Origin of the sequence: Trueperella bernardiae (genome assembly GCF_030246965.1) — a bacterium.
Lineage (GTDB): Bacteria > Actinomycetota > Actinomycetes > Actinomycetales > Actinomycetaceae > Trueperella > Trueperella bernardiae.
This window is the reverse complement of record NZ_CP127099.1, coordinates 1,210,915-1,232,499: the sequence shown is the minus strand read 5'-3', so window position 1 is coordinate 1,232,499 and position 21,585 is coordinate 1,210,915. Positions and strand designations below refer to the sequence as shown.

At 65.1% G+C, this 21,585-nt stretch carries 18 protein-coding genes and 2 pseudogenes; 13 read left to right on the top strand and 7 right to left on the bottom strand.

Going from position 1 to position 21,585, the window contains the following annotated elements; translation table 11 throughout:
- Nucleotides 1-2 precede the first annotated feature (2 nt).
- Nucleotides 3-974: pseudogene (locus QPC17_RS05730) on the bottom strand (IS30 family transposase); the annotation flags it as partial.
- A 202-nt stretch (nt 975-1,176) separates the two neighbouring features.
- Here QPC17_RS05730 and QPC17_RS05725 point away from each other — a divergent pair.
- Together QPC17_RS05725 and QPC17_RS05720 are read left to right on the top strand one after the other, a co-directional pair.
- Entirely contained in the window at nt 1,177-1,962 is a 786-nt protein-coding gene (locus tag QPC17_RS05725; protein ID WP_285347086.1) for a hypothetical protein, read from the top strand.
- A gap of 292 nt (nt 1,963-2,254) precedes the next feature.
- Nucleotides 2,255-3,376 (top strand): annotated as a pseudogene (locus QPC17_RS05720) (IS1249 family transposase).
- A 352-nt stretch (nt 3,377-3,728) separates the two neighbouring features.
- On the opposite strand, the gene QPC17_RS05715 reads toward QPC17_RS05720, so the two are convergent.
- A complete protein-coding gene (locus tag QPC17_RS05715) occupies nt 3,729-5,741 on the bottom strand; it encodes a M3 family metallopeptidase (protein ID WP_285347085.1) in 2,013 nt (670 codons plus the stop codon).
- Nucleotides 5,742-5,922: 181 nt separating this feature from the next.
- Here QPC17_RS05715 and QPC17_RS05710 point away from each other — a divergent pair, with 181 nt between their 5' ends.
- The 6 genes from QPC17_RS05710 to QPC17_RS05685 all read left to right on the top strand — a co-directional run bounded on the left by QPC17_RS05710 (nt 5,923) and on the right by QPC17_RS05685 (nt 11,858).
- Nucleotides 5,923-6,570: a class II aldolase/adducin family protein gene (locus tag QPC17_RS05710; RefSeq protein ID WP_062613710.1), complete on the top strand. Its 648-nt coding sequence runs from the start codon at nt 5,923-5,925 to the stop codon at nt 6,568-6,570.
- 196 nt (nt 6,571-6,766) lie between these two features.
- A complete protein-coding gene (locus QPC17_RS05705) occupies nt 6,767-8,332 on the top strand; it encodes a xylulokinase (RefSeq protein WP_062613711.1) in 1,566 nt (521 codons plus the stop codon).
- A 13-nt stretch (nt 8,333-8,345) separates the two neighbouring features.
- Nucleotides 8,346-9,389 (top strand): NAD(P)H-dependent glycerol-3-phosphate dehydrogenase, encoded by a 1,044-nt coding sequence (locus QPC17_RS05700; protein ID WP_062613712.1) that lies wholly within the window; start codon nt 8,346-8,348, stop codon nt 9,387-9,389.
- Between the two features lie 12 nt (nt 9,390-9,401).
- Nucleotides 9,402-10,436 (top strand): zinc-dependent alcohol dehydrogenase, encoded by a 1,035-nt coding sequence (locus QPC17_RS05695; RefSeq protein ID WP_285347084.1) that lies wholly within the window; start codon nt 9,402-9,404, stop codon nt 10,434-10,436.
- A 165-nt stretch (nt 10,437-10,601) separates the two neighbouring features.
- Nucleotides 10,602-11,384: a DeoR/GlpR family DNA-binding transcription regulator gene (locus QPC17_RS05690; protein ID WP_179853726.1), complete on the top strand. Its 783-nt coding sequence runs from the start codon at nt 10,602-10,604 to the stop codon at nt 11,382-11,384.
- Nucleotides 11,385-11,441: 57 nt separating this feature from the next.
- Nucleotides 11,442-11,858, top strand: a complete 417-nt coding sequence (locus tag QPC17_RS05685; RefSeq protein WP_062613715.1) for a hypothetical protein — start codon at nt 11,442-11,444, stop codon at nt 11,856-11,858.
- 36 nt (nt 11,859-11,894) lie between these two features.
- On the opposite strand, the gene QPC17_RS05680 is transcribed toward QPC17_RS05685, so the two are convergent.
- Genes QPC17_RS05680 through QPC17_RS05670 form a run of 3 tightly spaced genes read right to left on the bottom strand, consistent with a single transcriptional unit; the run spans nt 11,895 to nt 14,622 of the window.
- Entirely contained in the window at nt 11,895-12,749 is an 855-nt protein-coding gene (locus QPC17_RS05680; RefSeq protein WP_062613716.1) for an LD-carboxypeptidase, read from the bottom strand.
- The gene (locus QPC17_RS05675) at nt 12,749-13,894 is read right to left on the bottom strand and encodes a glycosyltransferase family 4 protein (RefSeq protein WP_062613717.1); all 1,146 of its coding nucleotides are present in this window, start codon (nt 13,892-13,894) and stop codon (nt 12,749-12,751) included. The genes QPC17_RS05680 and QPC17_RS05675 overlap by 1 nt, the downstream gene beginning before the upstream one ends.
- A 2-nt stretch (nt 13,895-13,896) precedes the next feature.
- A complete protein-coding gene (locus tag QPC17_RS05670) occupies nt 13,897-14,622 on the bottom strand; it encodes an IclR family transcriptional regulator (protein ID WP_062613718.1) in 726 nt (241 codons plus the stop codon).
- A 69-nt stretch (nt 14,623-14,691) separates the two neighbouring features.
- Here QPC17_RS05670 and leuC point away from each other — a divergent pair, with 69 nt between their 5' ends.
- Together leuC and leuD are read left to right on the top strand one after the other, a co-directional pair.
- Nucleotides 14,692-16,107 carry a 3-isopropylmalate dehydratase large subunit gene (gene leuC, locus QPC17_RS05665; RefSeq protein ID WP_062613719.1) on the top strand — a complete coding sequence of 472 codons (1,416 nt, stop codon included), beginning with the start codon at nt 14,692-14,694 and terminating at the stop codon, nt 16,105-16,107.
- A complete protein-coding gene (leuD, locus tag QPC17_RS05660; RefSeq protein WP_285347083.1) occupies nt 16,108-16,764 on the top strand; it encodes a 3-isopropylmalate dehydratase small subunit in 657 nt (218 codons plus the stop codon). It begins immediately after the preceding gene.
- Nucleotides 16,765-16,835: 71 nt separating this feature from the next.
- On the opposite strand, the gene QPC17_RS05655 is transcribed toward leuD, so the two are convergent.
- Nucleotides 16,836-17,429 (bottom strand): DUF421 domain-containing protein, encoded by a 594-nt coding sequence (locus QPC17_RS05655; protein WP_062613721.1) that lies wholly within the window; start codon nt 17,427-17,429, stop codon nt 16,836-16,838.
- Nucleotides 17,430-17,556: 127 nt separating this feature from the next.
- Between QPC17_RS05655 and murA the strand changes: the two genes are divergently transcribed.
- Nucleotides 17,557-18,876, top strand: a complete 1,320-nt coding sequence (gene murA / locus QPC17_RS05650) for a UDP-N-acetylglucosamine 1-carboxyvinyltransferase (RefSeq protein ID WP_285347082.1) — start codon at nt 17,557-17,559, stop codon at nt 18,874-18,876.
- 115 nt (nt 18,877-18,991) lie between these two features.
- Here the strand turns inward: murA and QPC17_RS05645 are convergent, their stop codons facing one another.
- The gene (locus tag QPC17_RS05645) at nt 18,992-19,654 is read right to left on the bottom strand and encodes an AMIN-like domain-containing (lipo)protein (RefSeq protein ID WP_062613723.1); all 663 of its coding nucleotides are present in this window, start codon (nt 19,652-19,654) and stop codon (nt 18,992-18,994) included.
- A 75-nt stretch (nt 19,655-19,729) separates the two neighbouring features.
- Here QPC17_RS05645 and QPC17_RS05640 point away from each other — a divergent pair, with 75 nt between their 5' ends.
- Nucleotides 19,730-20,830: a D-alanine--D-alanine ligase family protein gene (locus tag QPC17_RS05640; RefSeq protein ID WP_285321534.1), complete on the top strand. Its 1,101-nt coding sequence runs from the start codon at nt 19,730-19,732 to the stop codon at nt 20,828-20,830.
- Nucleotides 20,831-21,027: 197 nt separating this feature from the next.
- Nucleotides 21,028-21,570 (top strand): NADPH-dependent FMN reductase, encoded by a 543-nt coding sequence (locus QPC17_RS05635; protein WP_062613725.1) that lies wholly within the window; start codon nt 21,028-21,030, stop codon nt 21,568-21,570.
- The last annotated feature ends 15 nt before the right edge of the window (nt 21,571-21,585 follow it).

The window sequence follows — 21,585 nt, the reverse complement described above, 5'->3', positions numbered from 1 at the left end:
ACTTAAGTGATGAGTTCGAGTATTTTCTCGGATGGTTTTCCCAGTTTAGTGTTTTACGTGGGCGGTCGTTGAGTTCTTCGGCGACGGCGTCAAGGTAGGCCTCGGAATAGACGGATAGGTCGGTTCCTTTGGGGAAGTATTGACGGACCAGGCCGTTGGTGTTTTCGCTGGTTCCGCGTTGCCAGGGCGAGTGCGGGTCACAGAAGTACAAGTCCATGTCTAGCGCTGCTGTTATTGGTTTATGGAGAGTCATTTCACTGCCTTGATCCCAGGTCAGTGAGTTACGTAGCAGTTTGGGGAGGTGCTGCATTTTCGTGATGACGGCCTGCCCAACGGCCAACGCGTCGTGCCCGTTGGGCAGGTGAAGCAACATGGTGAAACGGGTAGGGCGTTCCACGAGACAGCCTATCGCGCTTTTACTAGCGGCCCCGCATATGAGGTCTCCTTCCCAATGACCGGGAATGGCACGGTCTTCCACGCTGGCGGGACAATCACTGATCATGACCATCGGGTCACGGAAACGCGGTGTTATTTCCCGGTCATGTTCTTGTGGGTTTCGTCGGCTTCGTCCGGTGCGTAGAGCGTGTGTGACTTCGAGTTTGAGCGGTTCTTAGGCTTGGACGTATATAGCTTGGTAGATCGTTTCGTGGCAGGCGTGCATGGCTTTATTATCCGGGACAGTCCGTGCCAGCCAGGCCGGGATCTGCTCGGGGCTCCAATGCTTGCCAGTTTGTCTTGCACGGCTTTGAATAAGTGGTGGTTAGCAAGTATTTTGGGGTTTTGGGGCGTAGTGGTGCGGGCTCTGGCATGTCGCCACGGTACCAATCCACGCTTGGCGCTTCATTGCGTCCACTGGTGCGAGTGCGTCCGTTTCTCCAGAGCTTTCCTGTTCTTTTGGATACAGCAACAGCAACGGCGGCTGCGGTGAAATTCATGCCGCTTGCAAAAAGCTTGAAGTATCGTTCCCGGCGAGCTATTAATTCTTCCTTGTTCATGATGCCCCTTATGAGAGGGTGTGGCAACAATCACTAGAACTCGCCGAGATCTTGACAGCGGGGGGGGAGCGCGAGACTCATATTTAGCGCATTGTGGTCAGTGTCTACGCCTTGGCCCCAGGTGCAGTTTTCCCACGAAATCTCATCGAATACAACGCGATTCGAAACCACTGGAGGAAGAATGTTTGTCAAGAAGTTTGGCGTAGCCGTTGCGGCTGGCCTGGCCGCCATGGCATGGTCGACGCCTGCGGCGTTCGCTGCGGATGCGGTCACGGATGCTGAGGCTGCGGTGAAGAACGCGCAGCTTGATGTCGATTACTTCTGCGCTGCAGAGTCTGAGTACTACGACATGGCGAAGTGTGCGGATGCCGAGGATGCTCTCGCTGACGCGAAGGCAAAACTTGAGGCTGCTAAGGAAGCCGGGGCTGCTGATGTCGCCTCTCCGGTCCCGGACCAGACGAAGGCTGACCTCGAAGATGCGCAGCTCGATGCCCAGTACTTCTGCGCTGAGGGTACTGAGTACTACGACATGGTGAAGTGCGCTGACCTCACTGCACAGATCAAGGATCTTGAGAAGAAGGACGCCGAACTCGATGCCACTTGGTTCTGCGCTGAGGGCACTGAGTACTACGACATGGTGAAGTGCGCAGACGCGAAGGAGCGTCTCGGCGCTGGCTCTGGCGTCACCCCTGATGCCCCGGAGGTCACCCCTGATGCCCCGGAGGTCACCCCTGATGCCCCGGAGGTCACCCCTGATGCCCCGAGTACTGCTCCCGACAATTCGCAGTCCGATGCCAAGAAGCCTGCTGCTGATGCCACGAAGCCTGTTGCTGAGGCGAAGGCCCCCAAGGCCAAGGAGGCTAAGGGCACCCTTGCTAACACCGGCGCGAGCGTCGCCTCTCTTATGGGCGCGGCTGCTGCCATCGCTCTCGCGGGTGGCGTCATGGTCGCTCGCAAGCGCGCCTAAGTTTCATCTGAGCGGGTCGCTACCCGCTCTCTGAAGATGTGGCCCCGATTCTTCGGAATCGGGGCCACATGCCTTGCGGTAAGCCTTCGAGGTGGGTGTTCCGCAGGATACGAGACTTATAGGTCAGGTTGTGTTGATTTTTGAGCTGTCTTTCGTTGCTACAAAGCCGAAAGGTGGGGGTTGGACTCGTTGTGAGTTGAGTTCTTGGTTGGCCAGGTCGTGTTGGTTTTATCCCGGTTTTTGATTGATGTTCTGCGGTAAGGTCGGGGTTTGAATCGGCTTGGATTGGGGAATGGGAAATCCTCGATGCAAAATCTGTGGTGGCACGACGCAAAAATGAGGCTCAACTCGAGAAGGTAGGCCAAGGTTCCGCTGTGTTGCGTGTAGGGCAAGCCAGTCTCGGCGTAATGATATCCGTGCCCGGCATTTCAGTGCGTTCTTAGACTTCGTCACCGGCAAATACACCCTGGCCGATTACGGGCCCAAGGGACGCACCATACGACGGCATAACGAACCATTTTGGCATCTATGGCCAGTTTCTCCATTGGTTGACGAGGTTAACCATGTGGTCTTTGTTGACGGGATCTACCTGTTCCACAAGCTGGTGGTTCTTATTGCCTGCACCAAGACCCATGTTCTTGGCTGGTACGTGGCCAAGGGCGAGACCACGCGTGCCTGGCAAGCACTGATGTCTAGGAACGCGCCCCCAGATGTTGTCGTGTGTGATGGTGGGCAAGGCATCGCCAGTGCGGTGAAGACCACCTGGCCTACCACCCGGATCCAACGCTGTGTCTTTCACGCCTATAGCGCGGTCAAGCGTAAGACCACCACCCGGCCACGCACTCAGGCAGGTGTTGATCTCTACGGTCTTGCTCAGGCCTTGCTTGAGGTCACTACCTTTGACCAGGCAGTGGCATGGATGAGCAAACTCGCCACCTGGAACACCACCTACAAGGAATTCCTAGCCCAGCGCACCCGGCTACCAGACGGACGTTGGGTTGCCACCCATGCTCGGCTGATCCAGGCCAAGAACTCCCTCAATACGCTGGTCAAACAAGGCACGCTGTTTACCTACCTCGATCCCGCCCTTGACCTTGAAGGTGACCCCGTTGCCAGGACGTCGAACCTGATCGAGGGCGGGATTAATACCCAACTACGCTGCGTGCTACGAGCTCACCGTGGCATGAGTCTTGATCACCAGGTCAAGACCGTTTTGTGGTGGTGCTACCTGCACACCGAGTTCCCTGCCACCCCAGCACACATCCTTAAAACCACGATCACCGACCAACAAATCATTGACCAATTCGACAAGGCCAGCCACCGCGCCCAAGCACAAGCCGAGATCGACAGGTGGGGAACCGTAGCTAACTGGACCGACTTCTACCACAGCGGAACCTGGCACGAAACCTACTAAACCGAAACCAACATGTTTTGGCCTATAAGCCGCGTTATCGGCGTCGCGCACCAAGGTCCCGCCGGTCTGCCCGACAGAAGTCGTGAATATATTGGCTGCCGGTGGCCCTGGGGGCCTAGTGGGCCTCAGGTTCACGAGTTGTGTCGAGCGCAGCCGGTGCCGGGCAGGAATTGGGGTCGTCGGTGCGCGTTATCGGCGTTAGGCAGCCGGGTGCGGCCGCGCGGTTCCCGGCCGCGCGCCAGGGCATCTGCTGTACTAAACCGCAAGATGCGATACAAAATAACGGGAAATAAGTATCGCATCTTGCGGTTTAGTGCAGCGTTTGTGGACGCGGCGACCCCGGCAACCCGGCCTACGCCAGCCCGCGCCTCTCGAGCAGCGCCTCGGCGCGCGGGGCCCGCCCGCGGACGGCCACGAAGGACTCCATGGGGTCACGGGAGTTGCCGCGTGAGAGCAGTTCGGCGGCGAGCGTGCGCCCGGCGTCGCGGGTGAGGCCGCCGGCCTCCTGCTCCTTGAACCAGTTCTCCAGATCGGCAACCAACACTTCGGCCCACATGTACGAGTAGTAGCCGGCGTCGTAGCCGCCGCCGAAGGTGTGCGCGAAATATGCGGAGCGGTAGCGCGGGGGCACGAGCTCGTGGAAGATGTTCATCTGTCGCAGCGCGCGCTCCTCGAAGGCCTCGAACTCAGCCGCGTCATCCGGAACCTCGTCGGCACGCAGGCGGTGCCAGGCCTGGTCGAGGAGGGCGGCGGCGAGGAACTCGGTGGTGTCGAACGCCTGCCCGAAGGTGGCGGCCTTGGTCAGCGTGGCCGCCATTCGCTCGGGCATCGGCTCGCCCGTCTCGAAGTGACGCGCGTAGGAGGTCATGACCTGCGGGTGGTAGGCCCACATCTCGTTCAGCTGCGAGGGCAGCTCCACGAAGTCGCGCGGAACTTCGGTGCCGGCGAGCGAGCGGTAGCGCGTTAGGGACAGCATCCCGTGCAGGGCGTGGCCGAACTCGTGGAACACGGTGATGACGTTGTCCCAGCTCAGCAGGCACGGCTCGCCGGCGGCGGGCTCGGGGAAGTTGCAGTTGTTGAGGATGACGGGCTTGAGCCCATCGCGGCTCGAGCCGTCCACAGCCGAGTTCATCCACGCTCCGCCGGACTTGCCCTTGCGCCGGTAGAAGTCCGCCTGGAACAGGGCGATGCCCTCGCCGTCCTCGTCCAGCACCTCCCACGTCTTGCACGTGTCCACCCAGCCGGCGATGTCTGGGCGCGGCTTGAAGGTCAGCCCGTACAGCTTGCCGGCGGCGAAGAAGATGCCGTTTTCCACCACGTTGTTCAGCTCGAGGTAGGGCTTGAGCGCCTCGTCGTCGAGTCCGAGCTGTCCGCGCAGCTTCTCCTGGTAGTACGTGTAGTCGGCTGCGCCAAGCCCGACGCCGTCCGCCGCGGCCAGCTCCTCCAGCTTGGCTCGGTCGCGTTCCACGGCCGCTAGAGCCTTCGGCGCCACGGCCCCGAGCAGGTCCACGATCGCCTGCGAATCCTTCGCCATCCCGGCGTCGGCCACGGCCTGCGCATGGTGCGGGTAGCCGAGCAGTTCGGCGCGCTCGGCACGGAGCCTGGTGATGTCCAGTACGAGCTGGCGCGTGTCGGACGAGGCGTGCCCGCCCAGGCCACGACTGAGCGAGGCCTCGAGCACCGCCACGCGTGCCTCTGGCTTGGTGAGCGCCACCTGCAGGGTCTGGTTGGTGAAGTTGTCGAGCGCGAAGCGGTACGTGCCGTCCTCCTGGCGGGCGCCGGCCAGCCGCGTGTCGTCGACGCCGTCCACGTCAGCCTCGCTCAGCACCGCGGCGTTGTCGTCCATCGCCTTGATGACGCGCTGGGAGAATTCGACCTCGAGGGCGGATAGGCGCGAGTCGAGGTCGCGGAGGCGGGTCTTGCCGGCGTCGTCGAGCGTGATGCCCGAGCGCGTGAACGCCTCGAGCTCCTCGGTGATGTAGCGCGCGGTTTCGGGGTCGAGGCCGGTGAGGTCGATGGCGGCGAAGCGGTCGTAGATGCGCTTGTCGAGGCGGAAGGCGTTCGCGTGCTCGGACAGCAGGGGGAGCACTTCGGTCTGGACGGCGTCGAGTTCGTCACCACCGATCGAGCTCATGAGCGTGTAGGCGGCGTTGAGGGCGAGCGCGAGCGGAAGACCGGCCTCCTCGAGTGCGTCTACGGTGTTGGCGGCAGTGGCCGGCTCGGGGTTCGTGGCGATGCGCTCCCACGCCTCGCGCTCGGTGGTCATGAGCTCGGTTAGCGCCGGCACGATGTGCTCGGGCGTGATGGCGGCCCAGTCGGGAACACAGTAGGGGAGGGGGGATCGGGTAAGCAATGGATTCGTCATGGCTCGATTCTACGGGCGGGCCCGGGGTCTGCGCGAACGACGACGCCGCCGCGGCCCCACCGCTCATACGTGCTCTTTTGCCGCAATCGCTCCAAGCCCATATGCGGGCGTGTGCTGGTTTCGTTAGGGTACGGAAGTGTGGGCCGCCGCATCGGCGCGGGGTCAGGTCAAGGAGCTTGTCATGCTGTACGAAAAGGAACGCCAAGAAGTCGTTGATACCTGCCTGTTCATGGTGGAGGAAAACCTGGTGGTGGGAACCGCCGGCAACGTCTCGATCCGGATTGGGGACCATGTGGTTATCTCGCCCTCGGGCGTCGATTATGCGACCATGACGGCGAAGGACGTGGTGGTCTACGACATGGCGGGCAATCGCGTGGATGGCGATCTCAAGCCGTCCTCTGAGCTCCCGCTGCACATTGCTGTGTATGAGGCCACCGACGCCCAGGCGATCACTCACAACCACGCCTACGCCTCCACCGCGCTTGGTCTATTGGTGGACGAGATTCCGCCGTCGCACTACTACTCGGCGATGTTCGGGGGAGTGGTGCGGGTGGCGCCCTATGCGGCGTTCGGCACGGACGAGCTTGCCGACAACGTGGCCGCCGCACTGGACGGCCGCACGGGCGCCCTGATGAAGAACCACGGAGCGATCACGATCGGTCCGAGCCTGACCAAGGCCGTGAACCTCCTTCCGATCCTCGAATACATCTGCGAGATCCAGTTGCGGGCGATGTCCACGGGCGCGCCGATCGCACTGCTTGATGAGGAGCAGATGGCCGAAGCAGTGGTGGGCATGGCCAGCTACGGCAAGCAACCCGAACGAAAGTAGTCAATCCAAGAGCGAGCCTGCCAGCCCCGGCTGTTGATTCCAGCAGCCGGGGTTGCGCTTTTCTCAGTCGTTCATGTGCTCTGCACATATATTCAACAAGATCAAATGGTGGATTTATCATTCAACATTGTTGATACTGTTAATTAGCGCCGGTTGTCCCGGCCGGTCGGATTCAAAGAAGAATCAGGAGAACACAATGACCAAGTTGAACGCGGCCGATGGTCCGCTCGTTATCGCAGTTGACTCGTCCACGACCTCGTCGAAGGCCATCGTTGTCGATGTTGAAGGAAACGTCATCGCGCTCGGTAAGCGCGAAATCCCCCTTCGCACCCCGCACCAGGGATTCGGTGAGCACGATCCCGAGCACTGGTGGAGCTCCACGAACGCTGCTATCGCCGAGGCCGTGGCCTCGCTATCGATGGCCGACCGCGGTCGGATCGCCGCCATCGGCATCACCCACCAGCGCGAATCTTTCGCGCCCTTCACCGCTGACGGCACGCCCCTGCGTAACGGTATCCTGTGGCTCGACATCCGCGCGGCCGACCAGATCCAGAAGTACGGCACGCCCGAGATTCACCAGCTGTCGGGCAAGCCGGCCGACGTCACGCCCGCGATCTACAAGATGGCCTGGGTCAAGGAGCACGAGCCGGAACTGTGGGCGAGTGCTGACAAGATCGTGGACGTCCACGGCTACCTCGTCTACTGCCTGACCGGCGAGTGGAAGTCCTCGGTCACCTCGGCCGACTCCCTCGGCCTGTTCGACATTGAAAAGCTCGACTTCTCCGACAAGCTCATGGACATCGCCGGCGTCACCCGAGATCAGATGGCCACCCTCCACAAGCCCGGCGAGGTCATCGGCTACGTCAAGAAGGACATCCGCGAGTTCTGGGGCCTGTTCCAGGAAGTGCCCGTCATCTCGGGCCTGGGCGATGGCCAGGCGGCCGGCGTCGGCGCGGCGGCAGTGGACCCGGACGTGGCCTACCTCAACATGGGCACCGCGGTAAACGCGGGCGTGACCGCCACCGACTACCAGTACGGCCAGGTTTTCCGCACGCTCGCCGGCGGCATCCCGGACACCTACGTGCTTGAGGTTCTCCAGTCCTCCGGCGCGTTCCTCGCCACCTGGTTCCGCAAGCAGTTCGGCAACCCCGCCCTCAACGGCGGCCCGGACCCGGAGCTGGAGGCGGCGGCAGCGGCCCGCCCCGTGGGTTCTGGCGGCCTCGTCACCCTGCCCTACTGGAACGCCGTGCAAAGCCCCTACTGGGAGCCGATCGCCCGCGGCGCTGTGGTCGGCTGGCGCGGCACGCACGGGCGTGGCTCGATGTACCGCTCGTTGCTCGAGGCGATCGCCATGGAGATGGCGCGCTCGCTCAACGCTCTGCAGGAGGCCACCGGCACCAAGCTCACCACCGTGCGCGCGATGGGAGGCGGCATCCGCTCCCAGCTGTGGCGCCAGATCATGACCGATGCGATCGGCCTGCCGATGACAGCCTGCAAGGAAGACGAAATCTCCGCGCTCGGCGCCGGCATCGTGGCCATGTCCGCCACCGGCGTCTTTGGCGACAACTCGATCGCCACGGCCGCCAAGCACATGGCCCAGTTCACCGACTCCACCGAGCCGAATGAGGAAAACCACAAGATCTACGCCGAACTCGCTGACATCCAGGGCCGCCTGTACGCGGACCTGAAGGAGACCAACGATCAGCTCCACGAGTTCGCGCGCCGCTACCCGGACGCCGAAGTGTCCAACGAAGAAGAGTAGGAAGGAAACTGTCATGCCATCCATTGCAATCCTCGGTGCTGGAGCCATGGGCTCCGGACTCGCCAACGCGCTCGTGCGCGCGGGCTGGGAGGTGAACCTGTGGGGGACCTGGCTTGATGACCACCTCATCGACGCGATCGAGGCCGGCAAGCCGCACCCGCGCATCGACGTCGTGATCTCCGACAAGGTCAGCACCTTCCGCTCAGGCGACCTGAACATGGCGATGGCCGGGGTCGACGTCGTCGTCATGTCGGTCGCGTCCGTTGGCGTGCCGAAGGTGGCCGAGCTTGCCTTCGAGGGCATTTCGAAGGCCAAGGCGCTGTGGCTGACCACGAAGGGCTTCCTGCCTGCCGAGGACGGCACGATTGAGCTCCTGCCCGTCGGGCTCCGTCGCATGGCACAGAACGCCGGGGTCACGCTGCCGCCGATCGTGGCGATCGCCGGCCCGGTCAAGGCCAACGAGTGCGCGGCGAACGAGCCCACGGCCACGATCTTCGGGTGCCGGGACTACGACGTCGCCGTCAAGTACGCCCGCGAGGCACGCTCCGACCACTACGCGATCGAGGCCTCGGACGACGAGGTCGGCGTGGAGCTGTGTGCCCCGATGAAGAACGTCTACGCCATCATGCTCGGCATCGCCGACGGCCTGGAGGAAAAGAGCGGTCACCCGCACCACAACCTCAAGGCAGCGACCTTCGCCCAGGCGGTGCGCGAGATGTCGATCCTGTCCGTGGCGCTCGGCGCGAAGGAGGCCACCGCCTACGGCCTGCCCGGCGTGGGCGACCTCGAGGTGACCGGCCTGTCCGGGCGCAACAAGGTCTACGGCGTGCGCATCGGCCGCGGCGAAGGCGCGAAGGTAGCGCTCAAGACTATGGAGGAGCTCGAGCAGACAGTCGAGGGCGTTCCCGCTATCCCGCTCGCTATCAGGCTCGTGGAGCAGACCGGCGGCGTCAAAGACCGCCTGCCGCTCCTGTACGCGGCCGAGCAGATCGTCTACGGCGACGATCCGGACTACGCCAACATTTTAGCTCGGGCCGTGCTCCCCGCACGCCCGTAACAAGGAGAAAATATGCGCGCATACATGTTTTACGGACCCGGCGATCTTCGACTCGAAGACATCGAACCGGGCACACCTGGGCCCGGCGAAGTCGCCGTCGAGGTTAAGGCCGCCGCGACCTGCGGCACCGATCTCAAGTCCTACCGACGCGGCCACCCCACTCTTTTCCCGACGCTACCGGCGAGGTTCGGCCACGAGTTCGCCGGCGTCGTGACCGAGGTGGGGGAGGGCGTGACCGACTTCGCCCCAGGCGACCGCGTGGTCGCCGCCAACACCGCACCGTGCGGGCACTGCTGGGCCTGCTCGATCGGGCGCGAATCGCTGTGCGAGAACCTTGAGTACCTCAACGGCGCGTTCGCTGAGCAGATCGTCATCCCGAAGGCGATCGTAGAGCGCAACACCTACAAGATTCCAGACACGCTCTCCTTCGAGGCTGCCGCCCCGCTCGAGCCGCTCTCGACCGTGGTGCACGGCATCTCCGAGTCCGGCATCAAGCTGGGCGACACGGTGGTGGTCAACGGCGCCGGCCCGATCGGTCAGATGTTCATCAAGCTCGCCCAACTGCGCGGCGCCAGCGTGATCGCCGCCGACCGCTCCGAGGGTCGACTCGCGCAAGCCGAGGCCGCCGGTGCTCGCACCGTCAACCTCACCGGCCTGGAAACCCCGGAGGAGTGCGCCGCGAAGATCACGAAGCTCACCCCCAGTGGGCGGGGTGCAGACGTCGCTGTCGAGGCCGTGGGCCTGCCCCAGGTGTGGGAGCAGACTGTGCACTGCCTGCGCCCAGGCGGCACCGCCGTACTGTTCGGTGGCACGCCGAAGGGTGCGCCGTTCTCGGTGAATTCCTCGGACATGCACTACAAGGAGTACACGCTCAAGGGCGTCTACCACCACCAACCGCGCTACGTGAAGATCGCGGTCGAGCTGCTGACCACCGGCAAGTTCGACGGCATGTCGCTGTGTAGCGAGGTGCGCCCGCTCGAGGCGCTCGTGGAATCGCTGGAGGACATGGCCCAGGGCAAGGGATCGAAGTACATTCTTCGCCCCTAAATCCTGCGGTTGGGACCCTTCGGCGCCAGCGCCGGCAGGCTGAACGCCTTGCCGGTTGGCGACAAGGTGTGCTGGGAGGCCTCTCCCGGCACACCTTTCGTCGTCGTGCCCCGGCGGGGATACTATAGTGACACGTCTTGGTCGGCCGATACGAAGGATATGGTCGTGGCTCAGCTCAGTAAGAACGAACGCCAGCAGCTGCTCGCCGAGCACGTGCTCAACGTCGGCACGGTTCGCATTGAGGACCTGCTGAAGCTGGTGGACGCCTCCTCGATGACGATCTATCGCGACCTATCCGAGCTGGAGAATGACCGCGTGATTGTCCGCTCGCGCGGTGAAGTGACCGCGGTCGCCACGTCGCTCAGCGAAACCTCGATGAAGTACCGCCTCACCCAGGAGGAAGAGGCGAAGGACATGCTGGCGTGCGAGTTCAAGGAGTACATCACCCGCGGCGCCTCGATCATCTGCGACGATTCCTCCACCGTGTTTTCTATCCTCAAGCAGTTCACCGACGTGGGCGGGCTTACCGTCATTACGAACAACTGGTCGATCATCCAGCTCGCGGGCTCCGTGCCCGACTGGGAGCTCGTCACCCTCGGCGGGCGCTACGACCGCCACCTGGACGCCAACTACGGCCCCGAGGGCATGAAGGCCCTCCAACAGATGCACGCCGACCACGCCTTTATCTCCGCCGCGGCCATCACGGACGGCGTGGTCTACCACCCCTACCCGGAGGTCGCCGCTTACAAGGCCCTCATGCTCACCTCCGCTGCCCGGTCCCACCTGGCGGTCACGGCCTCCAAGTTCGAACGCAAGGCGCTCTACCGGGTGGCCGACACCGCCGAGTTCGACAGCGTCGTGGTCACCTCTGACACGCCCGACGACGTCGTGGCGCAGCTTCGCGAGCGCGGCGCGGCGGTCCGCTTGGCGGGTTCGACGACGCCGTAGCCCGCTAGTCCACCTTCGGGCGGACCACCGCCGTTCCCGGCTTGCCATAATAGGTCTATGGGTGCGATTCTCGATTTCTTGCTCGACGTTTTCTTCACCGACGATGTCGTCGAAGGCCTGTTCCAGCGCTTCCGCCGAGCCAAGCCCGCCAAGGGCCCCAAGAAGATCGGCGCCTACGATGATGGCGCGGGCTCCCTCATCACCGGCCAGATCGTCGAGGCACGGCTCAAGGGTCACGGCAAGACGAAGGCGCTTGTCCTCGACCCGCACGCCGTCTCACTGGTTGCACTCACCGACCACCCCGGGCCTGGCGCCTTCGAACTCGCCTCCCTCGCCGCCACCAAGGTGGGCCGACTCTACGCCCTGCCCTCCGTGGTCTACAAGGCCTCCGATTCCATGTGCAAGCCCATCCGCGGCCAAAAGCGCCTGCCGAAGGCCGACTTCGAGCGCGTAGTCGAGCTCATCCCCAACTGATCGCGGCTTCACGACGCCGGCCAGACAGGTGCGCGGCTAGCCGATGGTGACCGGCGCGGAGTCGCGCGAGTGTCCGATCTCAGGCGCGTGCCAGACGTCCAGGCCTGTGATCTCGCGCAGGGTGTCGGCGAGGATACCGCGCTGGCCGACCGCGTCGATGTCCGTGAACTGGCCCAGGATCAGGCCCTCGGCCCCGCGGAACAGTCCGAGCTGGCGTAGCTGTTCGGTGTAGGTGGTAACGGCCTCGAGGGTGGTCGCCATGCCCTCGAGCAGGGCAAGATGCCCGGTGGCCCGAGGCCACCAGCGCGTGCCGCCCAGCTTGGCCAGGCAGCGTACGTTGCCGCCGATGATCGGCAGGTCGGGCAGCTCGCGATCGCATGCCGGGCGAATGTGCTTGCGCGCGAGGATCGCAGGCACGTCGTCAGCCCCGCGCTTCAGCGCTGTCCACGGGTTCCACAGCGTGGCCGTCCGACCCGGTCCCAACCTGCCCGCGCCAGAGCCGGCAACGACCAGCGCGTTGACCACCACGCTCACGTCCGAGTAGCCGGCAAACGGCTTGGGGTTGGCGCTCACCACGTCCCAGTCCACCCATTCGAGCACCTCGTTGGCCAGGTCCCCGCCGGTTATGTCGAAGATGGCGTGGACAGCACTGTCGGCGAAAAGCTCGGTGAGCAACTCGGCACGCACGCGCGGGTTGATGCGCCACACGCGCGAGCCCCCGCCCGAGCCCCCAGAACCGCCACTAACCCGCTGCTCGTGCCCGGCGAAACGCTCCACGAACCGCGTATCCACGCGATACCCCGCGCCCTCAAAGACTCCGACGAGTTCGGCCAGCTTCTCCTCCCGCCCCGCAACGGGGTTCGAGCAGGCGGCAAGGCCGATGGTCGCCATCAGGACAGGGCCTCGATCAGTGGCTTGGCCACGTCGGACCACCGCCATTTCTCATCCACCCAGCGCTTGCCGGCCGCGCCCATGGCGGCGGAGCGCTCGCGGTCTTCGAGCAGGTAGTCGAGGGCGGCCACGATCGCGTGCACTGACCGGCCGTTGACCACCAGGCCTGTTTTCCCGTCTTGGACCGCCTCGGGCGCCCCGCCCGAATCCCCGGCCACCACAGGCAGCCCGGCCGCGTAGGCCTCCAGATACACGATGCCGAGCCCCTCGATGTCGAGCCCTGCCCCGCGCGTGCGGCACGGCATGGCGAACACGTCGCCCAGCGAATAGTGCGCCACGAGCTCCGAATACTGCACCTCGCCCGTGAACACGATCGAGGCTGACACGGGGGAGTCCGCCGCCATCTGCCGCAGTTTCTCCCCGTACGGTCCCTTGCCCACGATCACCAGCTTCGCCTCCGGGTGGCGCGCCATCACCTCCGGCCAGGCGGCGATGAGGCGGTCTTGCCCCTTGCGCTCCACAAGACGCGAGATGCACACGACGACGGGCGCCTCGCCCAGCCCGTAGCGCTCGCGCAGCTCGCGGCGGGCGCCGGCGTTGAAGGCGAACAGCTCGGGGTCGATCGCGCCGTGGAGCTGCATGATGTCCGTGTCGCCCATGAAGGGCTTGAGCCGGGCGAGCGTGGCCTCGGTCAGGTAGGTGACTAGGTCGGCGTCGTGAAACACCTTGCGCAGGATCTGGCGGGCACCCGGCAGCATCGACCAGCCGATCTCGTGGCCGTGCGTGGTGGAAATGACGCGGTCGGCGCCGGCGGCGTGAGCGGCCTTTGCCATGACCCCGAGCGGTGCGGCGGCCCCGAACCACACGTTTTTCACGTCGTGATCGCGGATGAGCTGCTGCATCTTCCGGCGCACGGTGGGCGTGGGCAACATCATCGTGCCGGGGTAGCGCACGACGTCGAACGGCTGGCCTGCGTCGTAGTCCGCGGCGAGCGTCACGCCCGACACCCCGTCCACGTCCGGGGGAGTGGAGGCGTAGACGATGAGCTGGTCGGGGTCGAGTTGGCCGACGAAGCCCTCGAGGAAGGTCTGGATGCCGCCGGCGCGCGGCGGGAAATCATTGGTGACGAGGAGTGTCTTGCGCATGGTTAGAACTCGGAGCGCTTGAGCACCTCGGTGAGGCGGTTCGCGGCGGTGACGACGGCGGCCGCGTGGTGGCGCCCGGGCTGGCGGCCCATGCGCTCCACGGGCCCGGAGATGGACACGGCGGCGATCACGCGCCCCGACGGCCCGCGCACGGGCGCCGATATCGAGGCGACCCCCGGCTCGCGCTCGCCGATGGACTGGGCCCAGCCGCGGCGTCGGACGGCGGAAAGGATGGTGGCGGTGAACTCGGCGCCGTGAAGGCCGCGGTGGAGCTTGTCGGGTTCCTCCCAGGCAAGCAGTACCTGGGCGCCGGAGCCGGCGAGCATGGACAGGGTGGCGCCCACGGGGATGGAATCGCGCAGGCCCATCGAGCGGTCGGCGGCGGCCACGCACACGCGCACGTCGTTCTGGCGGCGGTAGAGCTGGGCGGATTCGCCCGTGTGGTCGCGCAGCGCGGTGAGCACGGGGTTTGCGGCGGCGAGCAGGCGGTCCTCGCCAGCGGCCGAGGCGAGCTCGGACAGGCGCAGGCCGAGGGTGAAGCGCCCCTGCATGTCGCGCGCGACGAAGCGATGATATTCTAGAGCCACGGCGAGCCGATGGGCTGTGGGGCGTGCGAGGTGCGTTGCTTGCACCAGCTGAGCCAAGGTCAGTGGGCCCGATTCGAGAGCGTTCAGTACGAGCGTGGCCTTGTCAAGAACGCCGACGCCGCTTCCGTTTTCCTTGTCCATGCAATGATCCTCCCATCTCACAAGATGAGATGCAAGTGATCGATGGTCCTATGCCCCTAAAGTGAAGGCATGAGCGGAACTTTGGCTGAAAAGGTGTGGCACGACCACATCGTCAAGCGCGGGGAGAACGGCGCCCCGGACCTGTTGTACATCGACCTCCAGCTGTGCCACGAGGTTACGAGCCCCCAGGCCTTCGAGGGCCTACGCCTGGCGGGGAGGAAGGTGCGCCGGCCCGATCTGACGATCGCAACCGAGGACCACAACACCCCCACCCTCGACATCGACCTGCCAATCGCCGACCCCACCTCGCGCACGCAGATCGACACGTTGCGCAAGAACGCCGAAGAGTTCGGCATCCGCCTCCATTCGCTGGGCGACGCCGACCAGGGCATCGTTCACGTGGTCGGCCCGCAGCTGGGCATCACGCAGCCGGGCATGACGATCGTCTGCGGCGATTCGCACACCTCCACGCACGGCGCGTTCGGCGCGCTCGCGTTCGGCATCGGCACCTCGCAGGTGGAGCATGTGCTCGCCACCCAGACCCTGCCCGTGGCGCCGTTTAAGACGATGGCGATCAACGTGCGTGGCGCTCTCAAGCCCGGCACTACCGCCAAGGACATCATCCTTGCCATCATTGCCAAGATCGGCACCAACGGGGGTGCCGGCTACGTGCTCGAGTATCGTGGCGAGGCGATCCGCGCGCTGTCGATGGAGGCACGCATGACGATCTGCAACATGTCGATCGAGGCCGGCGCCCGCGCGGGCATGATCGCGCCCGACGACACGACGTTCGCCTACATTAAGGGCCGTCCGCACGCCCCCGAGGGCGGGGAATGGGAGGCCGCGCTCGCCTACTGGCGCACGCTCAAGTCCGACGACGACGCCGTCTTCGACGCCGAGGTGGATCTGGACGCCGACGACCTCGAACCCTACGTCACCTGGGGCACCAACCCCGGTCAGGGCGTGCCGATCTCGGCCACCGTGCCCGACCCGGCCGACATGGCCGACGAAACCCAGCGCACCGCCGCCGAACGCGCCCTCGAGTACATGGACCTCGAGCCGGGCAAGCCAATCCGCGACATCGCCGTGGACACGGTCTTCATCGGCTCGTGCACCAACGGCCGCATCGAGGATCTGCGGGCCGTGGCCGGCGTGATCGAGGGCAAGAAGAAGCACGACGACGTCCGCGTGCTTGTGGTTCCCGGCTCGGCGCGCGTCCGGCTCCAGGCGGAGCAGGAGGGCTTGGATAAGGTCTTCCTCGACTTTGGTGCCGAGTGGCGTAATGCCGGGTGCTCGATGTGCCTGGGCATGAACCCCGACCAGCTGGCGCCAGGCGAGCGAGCGGCGTCGACGTCGAACCGAAACTTTGAAGGCCGCCAGGGCAAGGGTGGGCGTACCCACCTGGTCTCACCGCTGGTGGCGGCCGCCACGGCTATCGCGGGGCACTTCGCCACGCCGGCAGACCTCATGGAAGCGGGGAAGTAAATGGACAAGTTCATCACGCACACGGGCGTGGGGGTGCCACTGCGCCGCTCGAACGTGGACACCGATCAGATCATCCCGGCGGTCTTCCTCAAGCGCGTGGCACGCACGGGCTTCGACGACGCCCTGTTCTATGCCTGGCGCAAGGACCCGAAGTTCGTGCTCAACCAGGATTCCTACAAGCGCGGCTCGGTGCTCGTGGCCGGCCCGGACTTTGGCACGGGTTCCTCGCGCGAGCACGCGGTATGGGCGCTGAAGGACTACGGATTCAGGGCCGTCCTCGCCCCGCGCTTTGCGGACATCTTCCGCGGGAACGCGGGCAAGCAGGGGTTAGTGGCCGGTGTCGTGGGCCAGGAAGACATCGAGCAGCTGTGGAAGATCCTCGAAACCGAGCCGGGCACGGAGGTGACGGTTGACCTGGAGAACCGTCAGGTCATCGCCGGCGGCTTCACCTGCCGCTTCGACATCGACGACTACACGCGCTGGACGCTCATGGAGGGCCTGGACGACATCGGGCTCTCCCTGCGCGATGAAGAGCTCATCACGGCCTATGAGGCGAATCGCCCCAGCTGGAAGCCGCGGACGCTTCCTGCCAAGACCGAGGCCAAGTTTGAGGTCAAGGCTGCTCGGCCCGTGGGCGGGGACGCGCCGATCGCGTAGTTGGGGCGCGTTGCCGGCTGCCGCTCAGTGGGAGGGCGCCCGCCGAGTCGGACTAGGGTCGGCCAGCCGGGCTAGTCGGTGTCGAGGTCGCCGAAGTGTTTGTCTCCGATGAACTCGCGCGGGATGCGGTCGGCGCCGTCGACGTGCTGGAGAATCCGCGGGTCGATCGGCACGCCCCGGCGCAGTACCGAAAAATGCCCGTTGGGTTCAAGGACGACGGCGGCGATTTCGTCATCGTTACGCACGCCGGCCTGGCGCAGCGCCATCCACAGCTCGGCTTCGGTGACGCGCGCGTGGCGCAGGGCGTCGGGGAAGATGTTGGTGCGTGCCATGACCACGATGGGCGGGGTGTTGATCAGGAGGTCTCCGTGCGGGTTGTGCCGTATGCGGCCCAGGATCGAGCGCATGATGAACAGCGTGACCAGCGCGATCGCGCCGCCTGCCAGGGTGGGGGTGTGGCCGAGCGTGGAGCGGCCGGCGATCGCGCCGAGGATAATGATCGCCACCATGTCGTGCGTGGCCAGGCGCGCGCTCATCCGCTGGCCGATCACGCGCAAGATGAGCAACAGCAGCGCATACATCGCCACCGTGCCCACCACCACCGCGAGCGCTTGGAGCCAGGTGATGCCGAGTAGGTCGCCGAATGTCAGGGTGTTGATCTCCATGCACCTATCATCACACCAACACGGGCCACGCACAGCTTTCCTCGGCCGGCGGACTCCCCGTGGACGTTAGATCACAGGAATTGTCGGTGGCAGTGGCTAAGATGGCACCAGTTATGGAAGGACAGTGATGGCTGGAGTGTTGAGCGTCCAAGGCGGGCATCCGCTGCGCGGTGAGATCCGCGTGCGTGGAGCGAAGAACCTCGTGTCGAAGGCGATGGTGGCGGCGCTACTCACGGAGGAGACGTCCGTGTTGCGTAACGTGCCGCTGATTCGCGACGTCGACGTGGTCTCGGAGCTATTGCGCCTGCACGGCGCGAAGGTCGATTATGACCAGGCGGAGGGCATCCTCACCATCACCCCGGGCCGGCTGCACTTGCCGGACCCGGCGAAGGTGGACGAGCTGGCCGGCTCCTCCCGCATCCCGATCCTCTTCTGCGGCCCGCTCTTGCACCGGCTGGGGGAGGCCTTCATCCCGGACCTGGGCGGCTGCCATATCGGTGATCGGCCGGTGGACTTCCACCTCAAGGTGCTCGAGGACTTCGGCGCCACGCGTGACGCCCAGGAGCTCGGCCTCCACCTCGTGGCCCCCTCCGGCCTCAAGGCGCGCAAGGTCCACCTGCCCTACCCGTCCGTGGGTGCCACCGAGCAGACCCTGCTGGCGGCCGTGCGGGCGCGCGGCATCACCGAGCTGCGCGGCGCGGCCGTGGAACCCGAGATCATGGACCTCATCGCGATCTTGCAAAAGATGGGCGCGCTCATCACAGTGGACACCGATCGCACCATCCACATCGAGGGCGTGGAGGAGCTCCACGGCTACACCCACACCGCGCTACCAGACCGGATCGAGGCGGGTTCGTGGGCGTGTGCGGCGCTGGCCACCGGCGGCGACATCACCGTGCGCGGGGCCGAGCAGGAATCGATGATGAACTTCCTCAATGTCTTCCGCAAGGTGGGCGGCAAGTTCGACGTGCTCGACGACGGGATCCGCTTCTGGCACCCCGGCACGCCACTCAAATCCATTCCGCTTGAGACCGACGTGCACCCCGGTTTTATGACCGACTGGCAGCAGCCCATGGTCGTGGCCCTCACCCAAGCCGAAGGCGTGTCGATCGTCCACGAAACCGTGTACGAAAACCGCTTCGGATTCACCAAGGCGCTCAACCAGATGGGCGCGAAGATCCAGGTCTACCGCGAGTGCCTGGGCTCCAAGGGGTGCCGGTTCGGCCAGGAGAACTACTACCACTCCGCCGTCATTCAGGGCCCCACCAAGCTCCACGCCGCGGACATTGAGGTGCCGGACCTGCGCGGAGGCTTCTCCCATCTCATCGCCGCCCTCGCGGCCGAGGGCGAATCGCACGTGGTGGGCATCGACATCATCAACCGCGGGTACGAGCACTTCATGCGCAAACTGGCGGCCGTGGGCGCCGTCGTTGAGCGGGTCGCCTAGCTGTACTAGCCCGACGACGCCCGCGCGGCTCTATGCCGTCCGCGGGTCGTTGCTACCTATTTTTAGAGTCGCCGCTCGTTGCCGCTTACTCGTCGGCTCGGCGGTTCACTGCCGCCTACTCGTCGAAGTAGACGCGCAGCACGGCGTCGGTGCCGCCGTCGGCATTGGGCTGGCTGGTGACCTCGATGGAGTAGGGCAGGCGTGCCTCGGCGCCAATGGTCACGGTGTGTTGTCCTTCGAACGGGCCGGCAACTGCGAGCCGGGTCATGCCCGTGGTCTCGGTCTGGCTGAGGGTGAAGGCGGACGTGTCATACTCGTCCGGTTCGGGCAGGCGTAGGCCAGCCACGTGGATCTGCAGCACGTTGTCGGAGTGGACGTCGATCGGCAGGCCCGAGCCCTCCTCGACGGCCTGGTCCGCCCAGCCGTCCGTGTACCAGCTCAGTTCGCCCGTGCCGTCCCACGTGTAGATGATGTCCACGTAGTTGTAGCCATAGTTGACGGCGTAGGGCAGGGCCTGGGCCGAAATGTCCGGCCAGTTCTCGGACTGGGAGGCCTTGTTTTCCGGGGTGTAGGGCACCGACGGTTCGGCGCTGGGGAGCGCGGGCTGCTCGGGCTCGGTCTCGGTTTGCGTTGGCTCCTCGGTCGGCTCGGGAGTTGCGGTCTTGGTGGCCGACGGGGTCGGCGTCGTTGGCGCGGGAGTGGTGTCGGACGCGCCTGGATCCTGCGTACATGCGGCAAGCGCCAACACGGCGGCCGCGGCAAAAAGGTGTGTCTTCACGTTTCCTCCTTCATGTTGCTTAACAGACTAACGCGGCTCACCGACACTGTGAACCTCCTCGGGTAGTCTTAAGTGGTGAAGAGAATTCGTATTGCCGTCATTTACGGCGGGATTTCCGGGGAACACTCGATTTCGTGCGCCACCGCGGGCGCGGTTATGAGGGCGCTCGATCCGGATCGTTACGACGTCGTCAGCATCGGCATCCGCCGCGACGGCACTTGGGTGCCGGGGGAGACGGACCCCGAGGCGCTCGACATGTCCCGCGGGTTGACCGAGGTGGGTCCTTCCGATCGGCGCATCGTGATCCCGCCGGGGGACGGTAGCCAGTCGCTACTCGAGGTCGGGGGCGGGCAGGTGCGTGAGCTGGGCGCGGTCGACGTCGTCTTCCCCGTTCTGCACGGACCCTTCGGGGAGGACGGCACCATCCAGGGCCTGCTCGAGATGGCCGGCATCCCGTATGTGGGCTGCGGCGTATTGGCGTCGGCTGCTGGGATGGACAAGGATTTCATGAAGCAGGTGCTGATCGGGGCGGGGTTGCCGGTGGGGCCGTACGTGGCCGTCACCGCTCACCGTTGGCGTGCCGAGCGCGACGCCGTGCTCGCGGAGGTCGCGGAGCTTGAGTTCCCGGTGTATGTCAAGCCGGCGCGGGCAGGGTCCTCGCTGGGGATCTCCAAGGTGGAGAGCCTGGAGGGCGTGGCCGCCGCGGTAGAGGGGGCCCAGGCGCACGACCCGAAGGTGGTGATCGAGCAGGGGATTGCCGGGCGTGAGGTCGAGTGCGCTGTGCTCGGTGGGCGTGGGGATGAACCGGCCCGAGCCTCGGTGTTGGGCGAGGTGCTGCTTGAGGCCCCGGCCGGCGGCTTCTACGACTTCGACTCCAAATACGTTTCCACCGACGGTCTCACCATGTCGATCCCCGCCGAGCTGGATGAGGAGACCACGCGGCGCGTGGGAGAGATCGCCGTGCGGACTTTCGATGCCTTCGAGTGCGAGGGGCTCACGCGCGTGGACTTTTTCGTTGCCGGCGGCGAGCCGATCGTCAACGAGATCAACACGATGCCTGGCTTTACGCCGTTCTCCATGTATCCGGCCCTGTGGGGCCAGGCCGGGATGTCCTATGGCGAGCTCGTCGACGAGCTCGTCGGGCTGGCCCTCGAGCGGCCGCGCGGGCTGCGCTAGCCGGGCGCTGGAACGGGCCGGACGACGGCGTCGTCGGGCATGCGTTGCGGGTGGCTGGACGGCGGGCGCGGGGCGACTAGGCGGCGCCGTGCGCTGTGAGAGAGCACACCACCAGAATAGTTGAAAGTTCGACTAGTCGATCTTAATCTGAACGTGTAACGCGAAGTTCGCGAATAACACCTACGGGAAGGTCCAACATGAAGATCGTTTACCTGGTCGGCTCCGCTTCGGCGAGCTCCATCAACCGTCAGCTTGCCAACACGCTCGTGGAACTCGCGCCGGAGGGCGTCGAGATGGTCGAGGCCGAGATCAAGGACCTGCCGCACTACAACCGTGACTACGACGCGGCCTACCCCGAGGTGGCCGTCAAGTTTAAGGAGCTGCTGGCTTCCGCCGACGGCGTCCTGTTCATCACCCCCGAGCACAACCGCATGTTCTCGGCACTGCTCCACAACGCGATCGAGTGGTCGTCGCGCCCGTGGGGGCAGTGGTCGCTAGCGGGTAAGCCCGTGGCGGTGACTGGTGCGGCGCCCTCTGGGGTTGGCACGGCGCTGGCCCAGTCGCACCTGCGCAGCACCCTGCTGTTCTTCGACCCGAAGCTCATGACCCAGCCCGAGGCCTACATCGACGCCACCCGGACCGGCCAGCTCGAGGATGGCGTGATCACGAACGAAACCTCGCGCGAGATCATCGCGAACTTCATCGCCGCGTTTGCCCAGTTCATCGAGGATAACAAGTAGGGCCGTGGCCGTTTG